The organism is Falsiroseomonas sp. (genome assembly GCF_041690465.1).
In the GTDB taxonomy this organism is placed as follows: Bacteria; Pseudomonadota; Alphaproteobacteria; order Acetobacterales; family Acetobacteraceae; genus Falsiroseomonas.
Genome location: NZ_JAWLHG010000048.1, coordinates 16,743 through 36,848 on the forward strand (window position 1 = coordinate 16,743; position 20,106 = coordinate 36,848).

Annotated in this window: 18 protein-coding genes and 1 pseudogene; 5 read left to right on the forward strand and 14 right to left on the reverse strand. The window is 72.6% G+C overall.

Features of this window, described 5'->3' with window-relative positions; genetic code table 11:
• The first annotated feature begins 89 nt into the window (after positions 1-89).
• A complete protein-coding gene (locus tag ACESM1_RS26430; protein WP_372624222.1) occupies positions 90-1,394 on the forward strand; it encodes a ferric reductase-like transmembrane domain-containing protein in 1,305 nt (434 codons plus the stop codon).
• 231 nt (positions 1,395-1,625) lie between these two features.
• Here the strand turns inward: ACESM1_RS26430 and ACESM1_RS26435 are convergent, their stop codons facing one another.
• Positions 1,626-1,892: a hypothetical protein gene (locus tag ACESM1_RS26435; RefSeq protein ID WP_372624223.1), complete on the reverse strand. Its 267-nt coding sequence runs from the start codon at positions 1,890-1,892 to the stop codon at positions 1,626-1,628.
• A 218-nt stretch (positions 1,893-2,110) separates the two neighbouring features.
• Between ACESM1_RS26435 and ACESM1_RS26440 the strand changes: the two genes are divergently transcribed.
• Positions 2,111-2,650 carry a hypothetical protein gene (locus ACESM1_RS26440; RefSeq protein ID WP_372624224.1) on the forward strand — a complete coding sequence of 180 codons (540 nt, stop codon included), beginning with the start codon at positions 2,111-2,113 and terminating at the stop codon, positions 2,648-2,650.
• A gap of 67 nt (positions 2,651-2,717) precedes the next feature.
• Entirely contained in the window at positions 2,718-3,497 is a 780-nt protein-coding gene (locus tag ACESM1_RS26445) for an ArsR/SmtB family transcription factor (RefSeq protein WP_372624225.1), read from the forward strand.
• A 37-nt stretch (positions 3,498-3,534) separates the two neighbouring features.
• Here the strand turns inward: ACESM1_RS26445 and serA are convergent, their stop codons facing one another.
• Both serA and ACESM1_RS26455 read right to left on the reverse strand, forming a co-directional pair.
• Positions 3,535-5,121, reverse strand: a complete 1,587-nt coding sequence (serA, locus tag ACESM1_RS26450) for a phosphoglycerate dehydrogenase (RefSeq protein WP_372624226.1) — start codon at positions 5,119-5,121, stop codon at positions 3,535-3,537.
• Positions 5,122-5,124: 3 nt separating this feature from the next.
• The gene (locus ACESM1_RS26455) at positions 5,125-6,300 is read right to left on the reverse strand and encodes a phosphoserine transaminase (protein WP_372624227.1); all 1,176 of its coding nucleotides are present in this window, start codon (positions 6,298-6,300) and stop codon (positions 5,125-5,127) included.
• Between the two features lie 225 nt (positions 6,301-6,525).
• On the opposite strand from ACESM1_RS26455, the gene ACESM1_RS26460 reads away from it, so the two are divergent.
• Together ACESM1_RS26460 and ACESM1_RS26465 are read left to right on the forward strand one after the other, a co-directional pair.
• On the forward strand, positions 6,526-7,449 hold the full coding sequence (locus ACESM1_RS26460) for a PRC-barrel domain-containing protein (RefSeq protein ID WP_372624228.1): 924 nt from the start codon (positions 6,526-6,528) through the stop codon (positions 7,447-7,449).
• A 122-nt stretch (positions 7,450-7,571) separates the two neighbouring features.
• Complete coding sequence (locus ACESM1_RS26465) at positions 7,572-7,736, forward strand: DUF1328 family protein (protein ID WP_372624229.1); 165 nt, start codon at positions 7,572-7,574, stop codon at positions 7,734-7,736.
• A 73-nt stretch (positions 7,737-7,809) separates the two neighbouring features.
• Here the strand turns inward: ACESM1_RS26465 and ACESM1_RS26470 are convergent, their stop codons facing one another.
• The 11 genes and pseudogenes from ACESM1_RS26470 to ACESM1_RS26520 form a co-directional block, all read right to left on the reverse strand.
• Positions 7,810-8,766, reverse strand: coding sequence for an SLAC1 anion channel family protein (locus ACESM1_RS26470; RefSeq protein WP_372624230.1), 957 nt, complete (start codon positions 8,764-8,766; stop codon positions 7,810-7,812).
• Positions 8,763-9,644 carry a PhzF family phenazine biosynthesis protein gene (locus ACESM1_RS26475; protein ID WP_372624231.1) on the reverse strand — a complete coding sequence of 294 codons (882 nt, stop codon included), beginning with the start codon at positions 9,642-9,644 and terminating at the stop codon, positions 8,763-8,765. The genes ACESM1_RS26470 and ACESM1_RS26475 overlap by 4 nt, the downstream gene beginning before the upstream one ends.
• The gene (gene thiD / locus ACESM1_RS26480; RefSeq protein ID WP_411278382.1) at positions 9,641-10,462 is read right to left on the reverse strand and encodes a bifunctional hydroxymethylpyrimidine kinase/phosphomethylpyrimidine kinase; all 822 of its coding nucleotides are present in this window, start codon (positions 10,460-10,462) and stop codon (positions 9,641-9,643) included. Before thiD ends, ACESM1_RS26475 begins: the two co-directional genes overlap by 4 nt.
• A 2-nt stretch (positions 10,463-10,464) precedes the next feature.
• The gene (gene glmM / locus ACESM1_RS26485; RefSeq protein WP_372624232.1) at positions 10,465-11,856 is read right to left on the reverse strand and encodes a phosphoglucosamine mutase; all 1,392 of its coding nucleotides are present in this window, start codon (positions 11,854-11,856) and stop codon (positions 10,465-10,467) included.
• A 10-nt stretch (positions 11,857-11,866) separates the two neighbouring features.
• Complete coding sequence (gene folP / locus ACESM1_RS26490) at positions 11,867-12,940, reverse strand: dihydropteroate synthase (RefSeq protein ID WP_372624233.1); 1,074 nt, start codon at positions 12,938-12,940, stop codon at positions 11,867-11,869.
• Positions 12,941-13,056: 116 nt separating this feature from the next.
• A complete protein-coding gene (ftsH, locus tag ACESM1_RS26495; protein WP_372624234.1) occupies positions 13,057-14,985 on the reverse strand; it encodes an ATP-dependent zinc metalloprotease FtsH in 1,929 nt (642 codons plus the stop codon).
• 225 nt (positions 14,986-15,210) lie between these two features.
• On the reverse strand, positions 15,211-16,500 hold the full coding sequence (gene tilS, locus ACESM1_RS26500; protein ID WP_372624235.1) for a tRNA lysidine(34) synthetase TilS: 1,290 nt from the start codon (positions 16,498-16,500) through the stop codon (positions 15,211-15,213).
• Positions 16,472-17,353 carry a tetratricopeptide repeat protein gene (locus ACESM1_RS26505; RefSeq protein ID WP_372624236.1) on the reverse strand — a complete coding sequence of 294 codons (882 nt, stop codon included), beginning with the start codon at positions 17,351-17,353 and terminating at the stop codon, positions 16,472-16,474. Before ACESM1_RS26505 ends, tilS begins: the two co-directional genes overlap by 29 nt.
• Positions 17,354-17,513: 160 nt before the next feature.
• Positions 17,514-17,990 (reverse strand): peptidoglycan-associated lipoprotein Pal, encoded by a 477-nt coding sequence (pal, locus tag ACESM1_RS26510; RefSeq protein WP_372624237.1) that lies wholly within the window; start codon positions 17,988-17,990, stop codon positions 17,514-17,516.
• A 167-nt stretch (positions 17,991-18,157) separates the two neighbouring features.
• Positions 18,158-19,534: a Tol-Pal system beta propeller repeat protein TolB gene (tolB, locus tag ACESM1_RS26515; protein WP_372624238.1), complete on the reverse strand. Its 1,377-nt coding sequence runs from the start codon at positions 19,532-19,534 to the stop codon at positions 18,158-18,160.
• Positions 19,531-20,106 (reverse strand): annotated as a pseudogene (locus ACESM1_RS26520) (hypothetical protein); the annotation flags it as partial. The gene tolB and the pseudogene ACESM1_RS26520, both read right to left, overlap by 4 nt.

The following is a 20,106-nucleotide window of genomic DNA, read 5'->3' on the forward strand; positions in this document are numbered from 1 at the left end:
GGCTGCCCGCGGCCTGTCCGCTATGGTGCCTGCATGAAGAACGATCGGAAACGCCGGGCCGGGCCGGCCGACCGGCGATGCAACCGCCCATGACGGGGCTGGCGCCTGGCGCCGCAGCGCTCGCCTTCCTGCTCGCCGCCGTCGCGCCGCTCGCCCTGGCGCTCGCGGCGGGCGAGGAGCCGGGCGGCTGGCATGAGGAAGCCGGGATCGCGGCGGGCCTCGTCGGGCTCGCGCTGCTGCTGCTGCAATTCGCCCATGCCGGGCGGTGGGAGGCGGTGTCGGGGCGCGTCGGCATCGACGTGACGATGCGCTTCCACCGCGCCGCGGCGATCCTGCTGCTGGCGCTGGTGCTGCTGCATCCCGTGCTGTTCGTCGCGCCGCTGCTGGCGCGGGATCCGCTGGCGGGGCTTGCCCGCCTGCACGCGATGTTCGGCAGCCCGCGCATGACCACGGGCAAGCTCGCCTGGATCGCGCTGATCGTGACGGTGGCGCTGGCGCTCGCGCGGCGGCGGATGCGCTACCAGGTCTGGCGGCTGCTGCACGGGCTGGGCGCGGCCGCGGCGGCGGGGCTGGCGGTGTGGCATGCGCTGTCGGTCGGCCTCTATTCCGGCTTCCCGATCCTCGCCCTGATGTGGCTGGCCGGACTGGCGGGGGCGGGCCTGCTGCTCGGCTGGTCCTGGGGCTGGAAGCCGTGGCGGCTCGGCGGCGGACGCTGGCGGCTCGGCGCCGTCGCACCGCTCGGGTCCGGCTATTGGGAGGTGACGCTTGACGGGCCGGCGCCCCACCACCGCGCCGGGCAGTTCTTCTGGCTCGCCTTCGGCCGCACCGCGCCCTGGGACGACAATCCCTTCTCTGTCGCCTCGGCACCCGGCGAGAAGCGGCTGCGCTTCGTGATCCGCGAGGCCGGCGACATGACTCGACGGCTGGGCAGCCTGGGCGCCGGGCTGCCGGTACGGGTGGACGGGCCCTACGGCGCCTTCGTCGTGCCGGACGGGGACGGGCCGCTGCTGCTGGTTGCGGGCGGCGCCGGGATTGCGCCGATCCTCTCCATCGCGCGCGACCTTGCTGCGCGCGGCGACCCGCGCCCGGTGGCGCTGCTGCACGGCGCGCGCAGCGCCGATCGGCTGGTCTGCCGTGCGGAGGTGGCGGCCATCGCCGCGCGGCACGGCTGGCGCGTGCTGCACCTGGCCGAGGAAGGCGAAATCCCGCCGCCGGTCGAGACCGGGCTGATGCAGCGGGATCGCCTGGCGGCGCTGATCTCAGGCTGGAACCCCGCGGAGGTCACCGCCATGATCTGTGGCCCGGAGCCGATGACCATGGCCGTGGTGCGCCATCTGGAGGCGCTGGGCGTGCCGCCCGGGGGCCTCCGCTATGAGCTCTTCGACTATGCCTGAGCCGCTGCCCCGCACCGAGGCCGCGCTGCGCCGGCGCATCCGGCTGCTGCTGCTGCTGGTCGCGGCCCTCACTCTGGCCTTCGCGTTGCGCGCGCCTTAGACCCGAGTTGCCCGGACTGTGTCCGGGCAACTCGGGCCTAGCCCTTTCGAGCCGGCGATTCACGCCCTGGCGTGCCCGCCTGCGGCGTGCACACTCAGGGCGATCGCGGGCTAGCCGCGGCGGCGCCGCGCTCAGCGCCGGCTGTGGTTGGCCTCCAGCCAGGCGATGATCCCCGCGCGCTTCGTCGCGTCCTCGGCGTAGTGGCCGGCGAGGAAGCGGTCGAGCTGCGCCTGGCGCTCGGCCGGGTTCATGTCCACGTAGCGGCGCATGAAGCGCGACGGCGTCCGGTGGCAGGACGCGCAAGTCTCCTGAAAGGCGGCCTCGCCGGCCGGCTGCGCGGCGGCGGGCGCGGCGGGCAGCAGCGGAAGCGCGGCGGCCAGCAGGGCGAAACGGATCACGGCGTCATTCTCCCGGATTGCGCGGCGGCCTCCCGCTCCGCCACGGGCGGCCGCAGGATCGGCGGTGCATGCGCCCGCCAGGGCGGGGCTGGGCGGATCCTCGGTCATCGCGGCAGCGAGGCATGCCAGCCGCGCGGGGCGGCCGCAAGCCGCACGCACGGCGAAGCGGGATGGCGGCGCCTGCGACACCGGCGCCGCGGATGCGTTAGGATGGCGCCATGCTGCGCTTCCTCCTCCCCCTCCTCGCCCTGCTGGGCGCTTGCACCGCCGATCCCGCGGCCGAGCACCTGCTCGGCTTCGGCGACCCCGTCCGCGGCGCGGCGCTGAACGCGCCGCGGTTGCTCGGCGACACCTCCCAGCTCGCCGGCAATCCGCGCCAGGCGGCGCTCGCCGCGGTGCAGCTCGAAGTGCTGGCCGAGGCGTTCAACGGTGACCCGCGCTACAGCCATGAAGTCTCCGGCGCCACGCTGCATGCGGTGCGGCTGGGCCGGAGCGAGTTGCGCCGCGCCATCGGCATCGCACCGGATGCGCCGGGGCAGGCGGTGATCGCCCAGCTCCGCGAGGCCGCCGAAGCGCTCGATGCCGGCCGCATCGCGCGGGCCGAGGCGGCGCTGAGCGGGCCGATGTTCCCGGCCGGGCCGCAGGCGTCGCTCTCCCGGCTCGGTCGCCTGCCCTACCTTCCGCGTGTCAGCGAGGCCGCCGGCGCCGCGAATGCGGAGATCCAACGGCTGGATGGCACCGTACGGAATCGGAGCTGAACCCCGGAACAAGCAACCCCAAGGTTGCCCTTTACAGGCAACTTATGGGTTGCCTATCTTTTGCGCCATGGACGAGGTCTTCAAGGCGCTCGCCGATGCGCATCGCCGCACCATCCTCGACCGCCTCCACGGGACGGGCGGGCTGACGCTGGGCGCGCTCTGCGAAGGTCTCGCCATGACGCGCCAGGCGGTGAGCAAGCATCTCGCCGTGCTGGAGGCGGCCGGACTGGTGACAGCCGTGAAGCGGGGGCGCGAGCGGCTGCACTACCTGAATCCTGCGCCGATCGGGGAGATCAGCGATCGCTGGATCGGCAAATACGACCGTGCACGCGTCGAAGCCCTGGCAGACCTCAAGCAGGCCCTGGAGAGCAGGGCCGAGGAGACACGCATGGACACGCCAAGCTTCCGCCACGTCAGCTACATCCGCGCCACTCCCGAGGCGGTCTGGACCGCGCTGACCGACGAAGCCTTTTCACGCCGCTACTGGTTCGGCTACGGCGTCCGCTGCGACTGGACGCGGGATGCGCCATTCGCCCTGATCGGGGCGGACGGCAAGGTCGCCACCGAAGGCAAGGTGATCGAGGCCGAGAAGCCGCGTCGCCTGGTCTTCACCTGGCGCATACTGGTGGACGCGGAGATGGCCGCGGAACCTGAATCGCGCGTCGCCATCTCGATTGAGCCCCGCGGCGAGGTGGTGCAGCTCGTCGTCGAGCATGACGGCTTCGCCCCGGGCTCGCGCACGCTGCCCAGCATCAGTGATGGCTGGCCGGCGGTGCTCAGCAGCCTGAAGAGCATCCTGGAGACAGGCCGCCCGATCGAGCGCACCGCCAGCGCCTGCGCCGCCTGACGGTGGGGGCAGGGGCGAGGCCCCTGCCCTTCCCCGCTCAGAACACCAGCGGCACCGCGCGTACCACCAGCGGCAGCGCGCGCACCGCCGCCAGCACCTTCTCCGGCACCGCCTCGTCGAGACCCACCAGGCAGATCGCATCGCCCCCCGGCGCGGTGCGGCCGAGGTGGAAGGTGGCGATGTTCAGCCCCGCCTCCGCCAGCGTCGTGCCGAAGCGGCCGATGAAGCCCGGCTTGTCCCGGTTGGTCACGTAGAGCATGTGCGGCGCGAAATCCGCCTCCACCGGGATGCCCTTGATCTCCACCAGGCGCGGCTTGCCGGTGCCGACCAGCGTGCCGGTCACGCTGCGCGGCCCGCTCTCGGTCACCACCGTCACGCGCAGCAGCGTCATGTACTCGCCGCTGCGCTCATGCACCGTCTCGGCCACCTCAATGCCGTGCTCGCGCGCAAGCACCGGGGCGTTGACCATGTTGACCGAGCCCGAGATCGGCGTCAGCACGCCGGCGAGCGCCGCCGCCGTCAGCGGGCGCCGATTCAGCTCCGCCGCCTGGCCCTCGTACTCCACCCGGATCGCCGTGATGGAGGCATCCTGCGCCACTGTCAGCTGCCCGGCCATGGAACCCAGCAGCCGCGCGAGCTCCATGTACGGCTTGAGGCGCGGCGCCTCCTCGGCCGTCACGCTCGGCATGTTGATGGCGTTGGAGACGGCGCCGGTCAGCAGGAAGTCGGACATCTGCTCCGCCACCTGGAGCGCGACGTTCTCCTGCGCCTCGGCCGTCGCCGCGCCGAGATGCGGCGTGCAGACCACGTTCTCCAGGCCGAAGAGCGGGCTGTCGGTGGCGGGCTCGGTCTCGAACACGTCGAGCGCGGCGCCGGCGAGATGGCCCGACTTCAGCGCCTCGTAGAGCGCCGCCTCGTCCACCAGTCCGCCGCGCGCGCAGTTGACCAGCCGCGCGCCCTTCTTCATGGCAAAGATCCGCTCGCGGTTCAGGATGTTGCGAGTCTGCTCGGTCATCGGCGCGTGGATGGAGACGAGGTCGGCGCGCGCGACCAGCGCATCCAGTTCCACCTTCTCCACCCCGAGCTCAACGGCGCGCTTCTCCGACAGGAAGGGATCATAGGCGATCACCTTCATGCGCAGCCCATTTGCGCGGTCGGCCACGATCGAGCCGATGTTGCCGCAGCCCACCAGGCCGAGCGTCTTGCCGGTGAGCTCCACGCCCATGAAGCGGTTCTTCTCCCACTTCCCCGCCTTGGTGGAGGCGGACGCCTCGGGGATCTGGCGGGCCAGCGCGAACATCATCGCGATGGCGTGCTCGGCGGTGGTGATGGCGTTGCCGAAGGGCGTGTTCATCACCACCACGCCGCGCGCCGTGGCGCTGGTGAGGTCCACATTGTCCACGCCGATGCCGGCGCGGCCGACCACCTTGAGGCGCGGCGCGGCCTCGATCAGCTCGCGCGTCACCTTGGTGGCGCTGCGCACCGCAAGGCCGTCGTACTCGCCGATGATCTCGCGCAGTTCGGCGGGCTTCAGCCCGGTCTTCACGTCGGTCTCGATGCCGCGCTCGCGGAAGATGGCGACGGCGGCGGGCGAGAGCTTGTCGGAGATGAGGACCTTCGGCATCGCTCAGGCTGCCTGCTTCGAGAATTCGGCTTCCACGCTCGAAAAGGCCCAGTCGAGCCAGGGCAGCAGCGCCTCGATGTCGGCGGTCTCCACCGTTGCGCCGCCCCAGATGCGCAGGCCCGGCGGCGCATCGCGATAGGCCGCGGCGTCGAGCCCGACGCCCTCCTTCTCCAGCAGCGCGGCCAGCTTCTTCGCCGCCGCCGCCTGGCCCTCGGCGTCCAGCGCGGTGAACCACGGCGCCACGATCCTGAGGCAGATCGAGGTGCAGGACCGCGTTGCCGCATCCTCGGCGAGGAAGGCCGCCCAGGGCGTGCGCTCCACCCAGTTCGCAATGGCGGCGAGGTTCGCCTCGGAGCGTGCGATCAGGCCCTTCAGGCCATCCACGGACTCCGCCCAGCGCAGCCCGTCCAACGCGTCCTCGACGCAGAGCATGGAGGGCGTGTTGATCGTCTCGCCCTTGAAGATGCCCTCGTTGAGCTTGCCGTCCTTGGTCATGCGGAAGATCTTCGGCATCGGCCAGGCGGGCTTGTACGATTCCAGCCGCGCCACCGCGCGCGGCGACAGCGCCAGCATTCCGTGCGCCGCCTCGCCGCCCAGCACCTTCTGCCAGGACCAGGTGACGACATCGAGCCTGTCCCAGGGCAGTTCCATCGCGAAGGCGGCGGAGGTGGCGTCGCAGATCGCCAGGCCCTCGCGATCCAGCTTGACGAAGTCGGCATTCGGCAGCCGCACGCCGCTGGTCGTGCCGTTCCACACGAAGACGACATCGCGCGAAGGATCCACCTGCGCGAGATCGGGCAGCTTGCCGTACGCCGCCGAGATCACCCGCGCATCGGCGAACTTCAACTGCTTCGTGATGTCGGTCGCCCAGTCCTTGGAGAAGCTCTCCCAGGCAAGGATGTCCACGCCGCGTGCGCCAAGCATGGACCAGAGCGCCATCTCGACCGCACCGGTGTCGGAGGCCGGCACGATGCCGAGCCGCCAGCCCGCCGGCATGCCGAGGATCGCCTTGGAGCGCTCGATCACCTCGGCGAGCTTCGCCTTCGGTTCCTTCGCGCGGTGGCTGCGGCCGAGCAGCGCGCCGGACAGCGCCTCCAGCGTCCAGCCGGGACGCTTGGCGCAGGGACCTGACGAGAAACGGGGATTGGCCGGGCGGGTGCCCGGTTTCGCGTGCGACATATGGCGCTCCCTTCCAGAAGCAGATGCGCCCCGGTGGGGGGGCGTGGCCCGCCGCGAGGAGTAACCGGCAGCGCGCGGGCCGGCAAGCGCCGCGCGCGGACATCGCAACCCATCCGCTTGCGCTCCGTTGTCGCCCAAGGATGCGGCCTGGCGGCCGCGACGGCCCCGCGAGGCGGCGCCTTGGGCGCCGCTCCATCCACGGACAGGCGAAGGAGGAGGAAGGCTATGTGGCTCCGCAAGGGAACCGCCGCCGCCGCGGCATTGCTGCTCGCGCCCGGGATCGCCGTGGCGCAGGCGCAGCAGGCGCCGGCCAGCCAGACGCAGACGCAGACGCAGACGCAGGCCCAGGCCGGCGGGCAGTGCATGACGGAACTCGAGGCCTTCGGCCGCCGGATGAACGAGGACGGCTTCTGGCTCAGCGGCTATCGCACCGGATATGGGTGGTACGGCGCGCCCTATCGCGGGGTGGCTGCCCCCGGCGCCGCGCCCGGCGCGGCACCCGGCATGGTGAGCGGCACCGGCGCGCCGGCAGCCGGGCAGCCCGGCGCCGGCGGTGGCGCCGCGGCTGGGGGCGCGCCCTTCGCCGGCATGGACTGGCGCATGGCGCCCACCCAGGCACTGCGCACCCTCTACAGCGCGGCGCATGTGCTTGCGCAGAACGGAAGCGAGCAGGCCTGCCAAGCCGTGCTGGGCGAGGCACGCGAGCTCTACATCTCCTACACCGAACAGCTCCGGCAGGCCGGTATGCAGCCCGGCGAGATCCGCAGCTGGCGCCAGCGCCAGCTCGCACTTGCCCAGCCGGTGACGCAGCGCGCCCGCGGCATGCGCGCCGATGCGATCACCGGCACCGACGTGCGCAACCCGCAGGACGAGTATCTCGGCAGCATCGAGGATGTGGTGTTCGATCCCCGTAGCGGGCAGATCAGCTACGCCATCATCGGCCGCGGCGGCTTCCTCGGCATCGGCCGCGAGTATGTGGCGGTGCCCTGGCGGCAGTTCAGCGTCACGCCGACGATGGACCTCTTCGTGCTCGACATCCGCGAGGACCGGCTGGAGGCGGCGCCGAAGGTGGACCCGGAGGTTTTTGCCTCCGACGCCGGCTATGAGCGCCGCCGCGGTGAAATCGACCGCTACTGGCAGACCGGCTGACGTCGGCCGGGCTTCCCGCCAGTACGGCGGCCGGCGCGCAGCCGGCCGTTCCCCTCCCCTGCGCCCGCGGCGCACCCCGAATCCCGGCCAACTACGCAACTCACCATGATGGAGGATACGCCATGCTCACCTGGGCCATCATCGCCCTGATCATCGCGCTGATCGCCGGCGCGCTCGGCTTCACCGGCGTCGCCGCCGCGGCGGGAACCGTCGCCAAGATCCTGTTCGGGCTGTTCCTGGCGATCGCGATCGTGCTGTTCGTGCTTAGCCTGCTCGCCGTGGCGTAGGGCAGCGGCCGATCGGCATGAGCCGCCCCGGAGACCATGGCTTCCCCGAGCGCGCTCCGGGTGGCGCGCGCGCTCAACCCTCCGGACGGTAGAACATGCCGGCCCGCGCTGCGCGCAGCGTGCGCCAGAGCACGCCGGCGGTGAGCGCCGTGGTGAAGAACAGCGCCGCCCAGCACAGCCAGGCGGGAAAGCCCTGCACCATCAGCATCACGGCGAAGGCCGCGGTGGGGAAGGTGGTGCCCCACCAGGCCATGCCGAACGGGATGCGCGCCAGCTCGCCGGCCAACGAGAGCAGCACTGCGGCCAGCAGCAGCGCCACCCCGGCCAGCGCCATCGCCGGCCCGCCGGACTGCCCGGTCAGTGCCACCACGGCCAGCGCGCCCACCGCCGGCGGCGCCACCAGGATCACCAGGCTCGGCCTGAGCGGCGGCGGCAGGGCGGGCCCGGCGAACAGCCGATAGAGCAGCAGCGGCAGCACCGCGAGCCAGAGCACCATCCCCACCCCGAACATCATCCACGACGCGTCGAGGAAGCCCATCGGCGCGCCGAACACCGGCGCCAGCACATTGCCGACCAGCGGGATCAGCAGCGGCGGCGCGATCATCGCCGGGTCGCCGCGGCCGGCCAGCACGCGGCGCAGCAGCAGCATCGCCACCACCAGGTGCACCGTCACCGCCACCGACCAGACAGCCGCTGCCAACGCGGGCGCATGGCGATGCAGGAAGGCGGCGATGATCATCAACCCGATGGTCGGCGCCGCCACGAAGGCCACGCGCACGGGATGCCGCGTCTCCTCCAGCACCGCCGACGGATGCCGCAGCAGCCGTGCGCATTGCAGCGCGACGATTGCCACCCAGACCACGACCGTCAGCGCCAGCAATGCCTCACTGATCGCCGCCGGCACGCCGAGCGCGGCATGCGCCTGCCGCCAGGCGAGCCCGACGCCGCCGGTGCCCATCGGGATCGCCAGCAGCGGCAGGGGCAGGTGTTCGAGCGTCGGCCGCGCTGCCGCCGCGTGTGCCGCGTTCAAAGGATCGCCTCGCCCTGCATCACGCGCACGCAGCCGCCGCCGACCGTGGCGCGGATGCCGTCCGGCCCGCGCCGCGCCGTGGTGCGCAGCAGGCTCGGCCGGCCAATCTCGACACCCTGCACGATGTCCCAGGCACCGCTCTCGGCGCTGGAGAGATGCAGCAGCATCGCCGCCAGCGCCACCGCCGCGCTGCCGGTCGCCGCATCCTCCTTCACGCCGAGCCCGGGGCCGAACATGCGCGCCCGCACCGAGGCGCCATCGCGCGCATAGAGATAGATCGCCAATCGCTTCGCGACGTCCGGCATGGCGGCCATGACGCGACGGAACTCCGCCTCCTCCGGCACGGCGCGGGCCAGCGCGGCGGGCGTCACCTCCATCAGCACGAAGGGGTTGCCGACGCCGGCCACCACCGGGCGATGGTTCTCCGTCACCACCTCCCAGGGCTCGATCGCGGCGCAGGGCGCGAGTTGTACCGGCGTGAACTCGGCGCCGAGCGAGAGCGGCTGCGGTGCGGCGATGTCGGCCTGCGTCACCGCCCCTGCGGCATCACGCGTGATGCGGATCTCGACGAGGCCGGCGATTTCCTCGAAGCGCAGCGTGTCGCCGCCGGCTTCGCTCGCCACCACGAAGCCGGTGCCGACATTCGGATGGCCGGCGAAGGGCATCTCCACCTTCGGCGTGAAGATGCGCACGCGCGCGGTGTTGGCCGCATCCTCCGGCGGCAGGACGAAGGTGGTCTCGCTGAGGTTGAACTCCGCCGCCAGCGCCTGCATCTCGGCATCGGACATGCCGCGCGCATCGGGAAACACCGCGAGCGGGTTGCCGCCGAAGCGCGTGTCGGTGAACACGTCCACCGTGACGAAGCGAAACGCTCTCATGACAGCCTCTCGATCCGCGAAGGATCCACGGTGACGCCGTGGCCGAGCGGCCCGTGCCCGGTGCCGAAGCCCGGCGCGGCCAGCATCGCGGCGCGCACATAGGCGCGCGCACGCACCACCGCCGCGCGCAGCGCCATCCCCTGCGCGATCCCGCAGGCCAGCGCGGAGGCCAGCGTGCAGCCGGTGCCGTGGGTGTGGCGCGTCTCGAGCCGCGGGCTCTGGAAGGCCTCCGTGCCCTCCGCGGTGGCGAGCAGGTCGGTGAGCACCGCGCCGCTGCCATGGCCGCCCTTCAGCAGCACGGCGCGCGGGCCCATGCGCAGCAGTGCCTCCGCCGCGCGGTGCATCGCCGGCACGTCGGGGATCGCCAGGCCTGACAGTGCCTCGGCCTCCGGGATGTTGGGGGTGATCACCGCGGCCATCGGCAGCAGCCGTTCCTTCAAGGTCGCCACCGCCTCCGGCGCCAGCAGCGGATGCCCGCCCTTGGCGACCATCACGGGGTCGGCAACCAGCGGAATGCCGGGCGCATGCGCCGCCAGCGCCTCGCACACCGCCGCGATGGTCGCGCTGTCGGCCAGCATGCCGGTCTTGATCGCGTCGGCGCCGAGATCCTCCAGCACCACGCGCATCTGCAGGCGGATGAACTCGGGCGCCACGCCGACCACACCATGCACGCCGCGCGTATCCTGCGCGGTGAGCGCGGTGATCGCCGTCATTGCGAAGCCGCCAAGCGCGGTCACCGCCTTGATGTCCGCCTGGATGCCCGCGCCGCCACCGGAATCCGATCCGGCGCAGATCAGAACCCTTCCCTTGTGCAGCACGGCTACTCCGCCGCTTCGATCTTCCGTGCCGCCATGGCGGCGGCGCGCGCGCGGATCAGCGCGGCCAGCCCTTCGGCCGCGCTGCGCATCTCCGCCTCGTCCTCGGCCTCGGCCATCACGCGGATCAGCGGCTCCGTCCCGCTCGCACGCACCAGGACGCGGCCGCGCCCGCCGAGCTTCTCGCCGGCCGCCGCGATTGCCCGCTCCACCTCCGCATCGCCGAGCGGCGAGGCGCCGGTGTAGCGGATGTTCACCAGCGTCTGCGGCAGCGGATCGAAGCGGCGGCAGACCTGGCTCGCCGGCCGCCCCTCCTCCACCAGCAGCGCCAGCACCTGCAGCGAGGCGACCAGCCCGTCGCCGGTGGTCGCGAAATCCGACAGGATCATGTGGCCGGACTGCTCGCCGCCGAGGTTGCAGCCGCTCGCACGCATCCGCTCCGCCACATAGCGATCGCCGACGCGCGCGCGGTGCAACTCCAGGCCCATGCCGCCGAGATGCCGCTCCAGGCCCAGGTTGGACATGACGGTGGCCACCACGCCGCCGCCCTTCAGCCGCCCATCGCGGTGCCAGGAACCGGCGATCAGCGCCAGGATCTGGTCGCCATCGACGATCCGCCCTTCCTCATCGGCCAGCACCAGCCGGTCGGCATCGCCATCCAACGCGATGCCGAGATCGGCCCGCCGTTCCCGCACCAACTCGGCCAGCCTGGCGGGCGAGGTCGCGCCGCATTCGGCGTTGATGTTGAGCCCGTCCGGCGCGGTGCCGACCGGTACCACCTCCGCGCCCAGCTCCCACAGCACGGTGGGCGCGACCTTGTACGCGGCGCCATTCGCGCAATCGAGCACGATGCGCAGCCCTTCCAGGCTCCGGCCCTTGGGGAAGGTGGCCTTGGCGGCCTCGATGTAGCGGCCGGGCGCGTCCTCCAGGCGGCTGGCGCGGCCGAGCTTGCCCGACGCGGCAAGGCTGGCGCCGAGGTCCGAGGTCGCCATCAACGCCTCGATCTCGGCCTCCTCGGCATCCGAGAGCTTGAGCCCGTCCGGCCCGAACAGCTTGATGCCGTTGTCCTCGAACGGGTTGTGCGAGGCGCTGATCATCACGCCGAGATCGGCGCGCAGCGAGCGCGTCAGCATCGCGATGGCCGGCGTCGGCATCGGCCCCACCAGCATCACGTCCATCCCCGCGCCGATGAAGCCCGCGGTCAGCGCCGGCTCGATCATGTAGCCCGAGAGGCGGGTGTCCTTGCCGATCACCACGCGGTGGCGGTGATTGCCGCGGTTGAAGAAGCGCCCTGCCGCCTGGCCGAGCCGCAACAGGGTGGCGGCGTCCATCGGCACCTTGTTGGCCGTGCCGCGGATGCCATCGGTGCCGAAGAGTTTGCGCGCGGTCGTCGTCATGGGCGCCTGATTATTCCTCTCCTACGCCGGCGTCCATCACGCGAATCTCGCCCGCCTCGCAGGCGGCCATCACCCGCAGCGCCTGCACCGTCTTCGCAACGTCATGCACCCGCAGGATCGCCGCGCCGCGCTGCGCGGCCATCATGGCGGCCGCCACGCTGCCGGCTACGCGCTGGCTGGCCTGCTCCACGCCGGAGATCTCGCCGATGAAGCGCTTGCGGCTGGCGCCGAACACCACCGGGCAGCCGATGCCGACCAGCAACGGCAAGCGCTCGATCAGCTCCAGGTTCTGCGGCCCGCGCTTGCCGAAGCCGATGCCGGGGTCCACCGCCATGCGGTGCCGCGCGATGCCCTGCGATTCGGCCCAGGCGATGCGCTCGGCAAGGAAGCCCGCCACCTCCAGCGCCACGTCGTCGTAGTGGATGTCCTGCTGCATGGTGCGCGGGTCGTCGCCGAGCATGTGCATCAGGATCACGCTTGCGTCGGCATCGGCCACCACCTGGGCGGCCTCGGGGTCGTGGCGCAGGGCGGAGATGTCGTTGACGATCTCCGCTCCCGCCTCCAGCGCCGCCCGCATGGTGGCGGCGTTGCGCGTGTCCACGCTGACCGTCGCGGCCTTCGCCAACTCGCGCAGCACCGGCAAAATTCGCGCGAGTTCCTCCTCGGCCGTGACCGGCTCGGCACCCGGCCGCGTGCTCTCGCCGCCGATGTCGAGCAGGTCGGCGCCGGCTTCCAGCATCGCATGCCCGGCCGCGATCGCAGCGCGGGCATCCAGGTGCCGCCCGCCATCGGAGAAGCTGTCGGGCGTGACGTTCACGATGCCCATCACCAGCGGATGACCCATGGGCGAAGGCAGCCCGGCGAAGGCGGCGACCGGCTGCGTCAGCGCCATCACCCGCGCCTGCCACGCCGCCGGCACGTCGGCGAGCGGCACCGGCGCCCCAGGGGCGTCTGGCCGGATCAGCCGCACCATGGTGAAGGCCGCAGGCCCGCCGGCGAGCGGCAGGGCGAGGTCGGCGGCAACCGCCAGGGACGCGGCGCGGCCCTGCAGCAGCCCGAGAGGCTCCACCCATGCGTTGGCCATGCGCCGGACCCTGCGGAACGAGAAAGGGCGGGGACGATGCCTCGTCCCCGCCCTGTCGGGAAGGTGCCGCCCCCGTCTTCCTCCCCGCCAGGCAGGAGTGGAAGAAGGGCGCGGGGTCAGGTCCCCGGCGCGGGCTGGCCGCCCCAGGGGCCGGTGCTCGGCCGCGGCGCGGTCGGGCGGCCGGAGCTCGGCACGCTGCCGCGGGTTGGCGCCGGCTCGTCGGGGCGGTTGCGCACCACCGGCTCGCCGCGGATCACCTGCTTGATCTCGTCGCCCGAGAGGGTCTCGTGCTCCAGCAGGCCCTTCGCCAGCAGGTGCAGCTCGTCGATGTTCTCGCTCAGCACCTTGGTGGCGCGGGCATAGGCACCCTCGATGATCTGGCGGATCTCGGCATCGATGGCCTGGGCCGTGCTTTCCGAGATGTTCTTCGACTGGGTGACGCTGTGGCCGAGGAAGACCTCCTGGTCGTTCGAGCCATAGGCGATCATGCCGAGCTTCTCGCTCATGCCCCACTCGGTGACCATCCGGCGGGCCTGGTCGGTCGCCATCTTGATGTCGCCGCTGGCGCCGTTGCTCACCTTGTCGGCGCCGAAGATCAGCTCCTCCGCGACGCGCCCGCCCATCGCCATGGCGAGTTCCGCCTTCAGCTTGGACTTGTGCTTGGAGTAGCGGTCGCCGGCCGGCAGCGACATCACCAGGCCGAGCGCCCGGCCGCGCGGGATGATGGTGGCCTTGTGCACCGGGTCGCATTCCGGCTCGTGCATCGCCACCAGCGCGTGGCCGGCCTCGTGATAGGCGGTCATGCGCTTCTCATCCTCGGACATGACGAGGCTGCGCCGCTCGGCGCCCATCATCACCTTGTCCTTGGCCGCCTCCAGCTCCGCCATGCCGACCGTGCGGCGGCCGTTGCGGGCCGCGAGCAGCGCCGCCTCGTTCACCAGGTTGGCGAGGTCGGCGCCGGAGAAGCCCGGCGTGCCGCGCGCAATGGTCTTGGGATCCACGTCCGAGGCCAGCGGCACCTTGCGCATATGCACGCGCAGGATCTTCTCGCGACCGTTCACATCGGGGTTCGGCACCACGACCTGCCGGTCGAAGCGGCCGGGGCGCAGCAGCGCGGGGTCGAGCACGTCCGGCCGGTTGGTGGCCGCGATGATGATGACGCCCTCGTTGCTCTCGAAGCCGTCCATCTCGACCAGCATCTGGTTCAGCGTCTGCTCGCGCTCGTCATTGCCGCCGCCGAGGCCGGCACCGCGATGGCGACCCACCGCGTCGATCTCGTCGATGAAGATGATGCAGGGCGCGTTCTTCTTGCCCTGCTCGAACATGTCGCGCACGCGGCTGGCGCCGACGCCCACGAACATCTCGACGAAGTCGGAACCGGAGATGGTGAAGAAGGGCACGTTCGCCTCACCCGCGATGGAGCGCGCGAGCAGCGTCTTGCCGGTGCCGGGGGGCCCGACCAGCAGCACGCCCTTCGGGATCTTGCCGCCGAGGCGCTGGAACTTCTGCGGGTCGCGCAAGAATTCGACGATTTCCTCCAGCTCGGACTTGGCTTCCTCGATGCCGGCCACGTCGTCGAAGGTGACGCGGCCCTGCTTCTCGGTCAGCAGCTTGGCGCGGGACTTGCCGAAGCCCATGGCCCGCCCGCCGCCGCCCTGCATCTGGCGCATGAAGAAGATCCAGACGCCGATCAGCAGCAGCATCGGGAACCAGGAAAGCAGGTACTGGAACAGCGGGTTGATGTCGCTGTCCTCAGGCCGCGCCACCACCCGCACGCCGCGCTCGGTGAGCTTTGAGACCAGCGTCGGGTCCTCCGGCGTGTAGGTCTGGAAGCTGCGCCCGTCGGCCAGCTGGCCGGTGACGGTCCGACCCTGGATGGTGACGTCGCGGACCTGGCCGGCGTTCACCTCGTTCAGGAAGTCGGAATAGGCCACCTGCTGCGAGGCCCGCCCGGGCCCGGTGGAGGGCTGGAACAGATTGAACAGCGCCACCAGCAGAAGCGCCACGATCACCCAGAGTGCCAAGTTGCGGCCGAAATTGTTCACTTCGGTTTTCCCATGTCCCGCAGCCCGGAGGGGCCGCGCCTCTCACAGATAGGGTGTCTCCGCCCGGCTTCCATCCGGGGCGACGACGTCATGCCGTGCCTGCCCCGAACCGCCCCCCCGCGCCGGGTGGCGCGCGGCAGGCCGGCTGGGTTGCCGAAGTCCATGCATGGACGCAACGGCGGTCCCGTCCCTGCTCTTGGCGCGGCCTGCCGCGTCGCGCGCCCATCACGCGACAGCACCGGCATGCGGGGCAAAGAACACCGCATGCCGCGCCGCAATATCGGGTGAAGGATAAGCCAGCGCCGGGACCACCGCCAGCCTTTCGTCGTACAGAAGCGCCGGCAGCGTCGGCACCACCGCGGCGGGTATCCAGGCCGGCCGCGGCAAGGCGCGGGCGGCCTTTCCGGCGGCGCCGAACAGGGCGCGCGGCGGCGCATCCCCCGCCAGGCGAAAGCGTGCATCCCAGAGCGCGCCGCGCCGCGCCGGTACCGGCGGCGCCAGCGCCGCCGATTCGCGCAGCAGCAGGCCGGAGCGCCGCAGCACCGCGCCGCCCAGCGTGCCCTCGCCCCGCGCCAGCAGCGCCGCCACCGCGGCCTCGGCCGGCGCGAAGGCAGCGCCGCCCACCGCCCGCAGCAGCGCCCCGAGTGCCGCCCGTGCCACCGCATCCTGCCCCAGCGCGACAAGGTCGAGCCGCGCGAACCCCGCCTCGTGCATCGAGGCGGCTTCGGCCAGGCGGTCCGCCACCGCGGCCTCCACCTGTCGCCGGCGGGCGGAGAAGCGCCCCGCGGCCTCGGCCAGGGCGGCGGTCGCGGCGCCCACCCCGCCGGGATCGCCCAGCACCGCGCGCAGCCGCACCCTCAGGAAGCGCGGCTCGGTGTTGGAGGGGTCCCGCACCGGGGCCAGCCCGGCCGCGGCGACCACCGCCTCCAGCCGCGCCGGCGGCAGGCCGAGCAGCGGGCGCAGCACCAGCGCCGTTGCCGCGGGACGCACCGGGGCCATGGCGGCGAGGCCCGCCGCGCCGCTGCCCGCCAGGGCCCGCAGCAGCAGGGTTTCCGCCTGGTCGGCGATGTGGTGGCCGAGCAGCAGCCAGGGCGCGCCGCGCGCCGCGCAAAGCTCGCTCAGCGCCGCCAGCCGGGCCTCCCGTGCCCGTTCCTGCACCCCGCCACCCGGCGCCAGGCGCAGCGTCAGCACCTCCGCCGCGATCCCCCGCGCGGCGAGCATCGCCGCCACCCCGGCCGCCTCCGCAGCGCTCTCCGGCCGCAGCCCATGGTCGCAGACGGCCGCGAGCAGAACGCCGCCGCGACAGCGCACCCACGACTCGGCGAGCAGGGCAAGGGCGAGGCTATGCGGGCCGCCGGAGACCCCGGCGACGAGGCATGGCGCGGGCCCGAACGGGCCGAGCGGCGCCATCAGCGCAGCGAATTCGGCGGTCGTGACCGGCGCGGCGTCCGCGCTCAGCCCCGGCGGGGCCGGAAGGCCGCCCGGCTCAGCGGCACTGGGCGCGGCGGCGCGCATCGGCGGCGCGCTCCGCCAGCGCGCCGGACAAATTCGGATAGCGGCTGCGCAGGTCGGCAAGCTGGGCGCAGGCGTCGCGATTGTTGTTCAGCCCGATCAGGGCGTTGGCGATGCCGAGCATGCCCTCCGGCGCGCGGGAGCCCTGCGGGCTGCGGCGCACCGCATCGTCATAGGCGATCGCCGCGGGCGCGAAGTTGCGTCGGCCCATCAACGCGTCGCCGAGCAGCAGATGCGCGTCCACCTGGCGCGCCGCGTCGCGGCTGGCGATCACCTCGCGCGCCGCAGTCTCGGCGGCGGCATAGTCGCGGCGGCCGAGCGCGGCCTGGCCCTCGGCCAGGGCGCGCTGCGGGGGGCGGGCGGCGGCGGGTGCCGCCGCCGGGCGGGCAGGCGTCGCGGCGGGCGCGGCGGCCTGGGGCGCCGGGCGGGCGGGCGGTGTCGCGGATCCCTGCCGCTGGCCCTCCAGCTGCTGCAGGCGGAAGTCGAGATCGCCTTCCAGCTTCTCCACCCGCTCCCGCAGCTGGCGCTCGCGGAACTCCGATTCCTCGGCGCGGCCGCGCACCCGGCGCAGCTCCTCCTCCATGCGGGAGACACGCTCGAGCAGGGTGCCGACCAGCTCCGCCTGCGGCGGCGCGCCCTGCGGAGTCGGCGCGCCGAGCCCGAGGAAACTGCCGCTGCCCTGCGGCTGGGGCGGGGGCAAGGTGCCGCCGCCGCCGCGGCGCAGCGCCTCGAGCTCCTGGCGGAGCTGGAGAATCTGGTTCTGCAAGGCGATGCCCTCGCGGCTGTCGATCTGGGCGAAGGCCAGGCCGGGCAAGCCGGCCAGCAGCAGAACGAGGATGACGCCGAGGCGCCGCATGGCGATCCCCCCCCAATGAAAGACGCCCGGGGCGGCGGGATGCCGGCCCGGGCGCGCGCGTATCAAGCCGCTTCCGACCCGTCCGGTTCCCCGGCGCGGACCAGGCGGCAGGCGGCGCGCCCGGGCGGGTCATCCCACCCGCCGGCCGCGCCCGCAAGCCTCAGCGGACCACCGTCACCGCACGGCGGTTCTGCTGCCAGGCTTCCTCGGTCGAGCCGAGGGCGGCCGGGCGGTCCTTGCCGTAGGAGATGGTGGAGATGCGCGCCGGGGCGACACCGCCGGCCACCAGCACGTCGCGGGCCGAATTCGCGCGGCGCTGGCCGAGCGCCAGGTTGTATTCGCGGGTGCCGCGCTCGTCGGCATGGCCCTCGACCGCGACCTGCACCTGCGGGAAGCGGCCGAGCCAGGCGGCCTGCCGCTCCAGCGTGGTGCGCTGGTCGGCGCGGATGTTGCTGCGGTCGGTGTCGAAGAACACGCGGTCGCCGACATTGGCGACGAGGTCCTCCTGGCTGCCCGGGCGCGGGCCGGCGGTGGTGGCGGCGGACCCGGCGCCGGAGGCGGCGGAGTCCTGGTCGCCGCTCGCGCAGGCGCCGAGCAGCGCGATGGCGGCGAGTGCGCCGAGGAGCTTCATGTTCATCGGAGTGTTGGTCCCTTGGGAGTAGGAAGCGCTCGGCCGTTACCGAGGCGTCTGCGGAAGGTCAACAACTCGTGGGGCAAGATCATGGCAAGCTGGGCAGCTTCCGCGCACTTCGCCAGGGTCGGCGCAACAGTGTTGCGCCGGCGCGACAGTCTCCCTCTCCGGCCTCAGGACAGCAGTGGCGACCAGGAGGGATCCGAAGCATCGGTTGGCGTCACCATCTGGCGCTCGTTGAAGCCGGCGATGTCGATCTGCGCGAGTCGCGAGGAATAGCCGCTGCCGCGTGCGTCGCGGGCCCGGGTCTCACGATAGAAGGCCAGGACGCGGCCGTTCGGCGCGAAGGTCGGGCTCTCCATCGCCCAGCCTTCCGACAGGATCCGCTCGCCGCTGCCATCCGGGCGCATCACGCCGATGGCGAACTGGCCGCCGGCGATCCGGGTGAAGGCGATCAGGTCGCCGCGCGGCGACCAGACCGGGGTGGCGTAGCGCCCATTGCCGAAGGAGATGCGCCGTGCGCCCGACCCGTCCGCGTTCATCACGTAGAGCTGCTGGTCACCGCCGCGGTCGGAGTTGAACACGATCTGCTGTCCGTCCGGCGAATAGCAGGGCGAGACGTCGAGCGAGCCGCCGCTCGTCAGCTGCCGTTCGCGCCGCGTGGCCAGGTCCACCGTGAAGATGTTGGCGTCGCCGCCGCGCGCGGCGGAGAGGATCACGCTGCGGCCATCCGGTGCGAATCGCGGGCTGAAGGTCATGCCCTGGAAGGCGCCGAGCACCTGCTGCTGCCCGTTGTCGAGGTTGAACAGGTGCACCCGCGGCTGGTTGCGGGAATAGCTCATGAAGGCGATCTGGCGTGCATTCGGGTGGAAGCGCGGCGTCAGCGCCTGGAAGCTGCCATCGGTCAGGAAACGGTGGTTCTCGCCGTCCTGGTCCATGATCGCCAACCGGCGGGTGCGCCGGTCGCGTGGCCCGCTCTCGGCGATGTAGACGATCTGGGTGTCGAAATAGCCCTTCTCGCCCAGCATCCGCTCATAGATGACGTCGGAGATCAGGTGGCCGATGCGGCGCCACTGCGCGGCGGGCGCGGTGAAGGCCGTGCCCTGCAGTTGCTGGTCGGCCAGCACGTCCCACAGCCGGAACTCCACCCGTACCCGGTCGCCCTGCACCTCCACGCGGCCGGTGGTCAGCGCCTGCGCGCCGATCACCCGCCAGTCCTGCGCGCGGGGGCGCTCGGCGGCGGCTTCCGGCGTCTGGATGAAGGCCTGGCGCTCCACCGGGCGGAACAGGCCGGAATTGCGCAGGTTGGTCTGGACGACATTGGCGATGTCGCGGCCGAAGCGCTGCGCCTCGGGCGAACCGCCTGCCATCGGCGGGATGGCGATCGGGATCGGCTCGGTTCGGGCGCGGGTGATGTCGATCACCGCGCCCTGCGGCGCCTGGGCGGAAGCCGGCAGCGGCCAGGAGAGGATGCCGGGCGCGACCATCACGGCGCCGGCGCCGAACAGCGCATGGCGCCGGGTAAGCACGGCCGGAAGGCGAAGGCTCATCGAACGAGACCCCTCGGGTTGAAGCGGAAGGTGGAGGCCATCACGGTCTGCAGCTTGTCGGCCGGGACCCTGAGCGGGTTGCATTGCGGGGACAAGAGCGCGCGGCGGGCGGATTCGTAAACGGCACGAGCGCGTGCGTCGCCCGGCACGCCGCGATCGCCGGGCACCACATTGCGGACATTGCCCTGGCCGTCGAGCTGCACGCGCAACTCCACTACGATCTCGGACAGGTTGAGCGTCCCGGCATCCACGCTCCAGCACTCGCCGATCTGCTCGGCGAGGCCGCGGATCTCACCCTGCGTGAGCTGTTGCGCCCCGGTGGGCGAGCCGCCGCCGGCGGCCGGGCGGCCGGCCTGCGGGTTGGGCCGCGCGGTGGGCGGGCGGTCCTGTGCCTGCTGCTGGCGCAGCCGCTCCAACGTGTTGAGCACGCTCTGGCTGCGCTCGGCCGGGCGCTGGACGGGCGGCGTCTGGCCGGTGCCGGCGGTCTGCGCCGGCTGCGGCGGCGGGGGCGCGGGGGGCGGCGGCATCGGCAGAGGCGGGGTGGGCGGCGCCTGCGCCACGGCCGGCGCGGG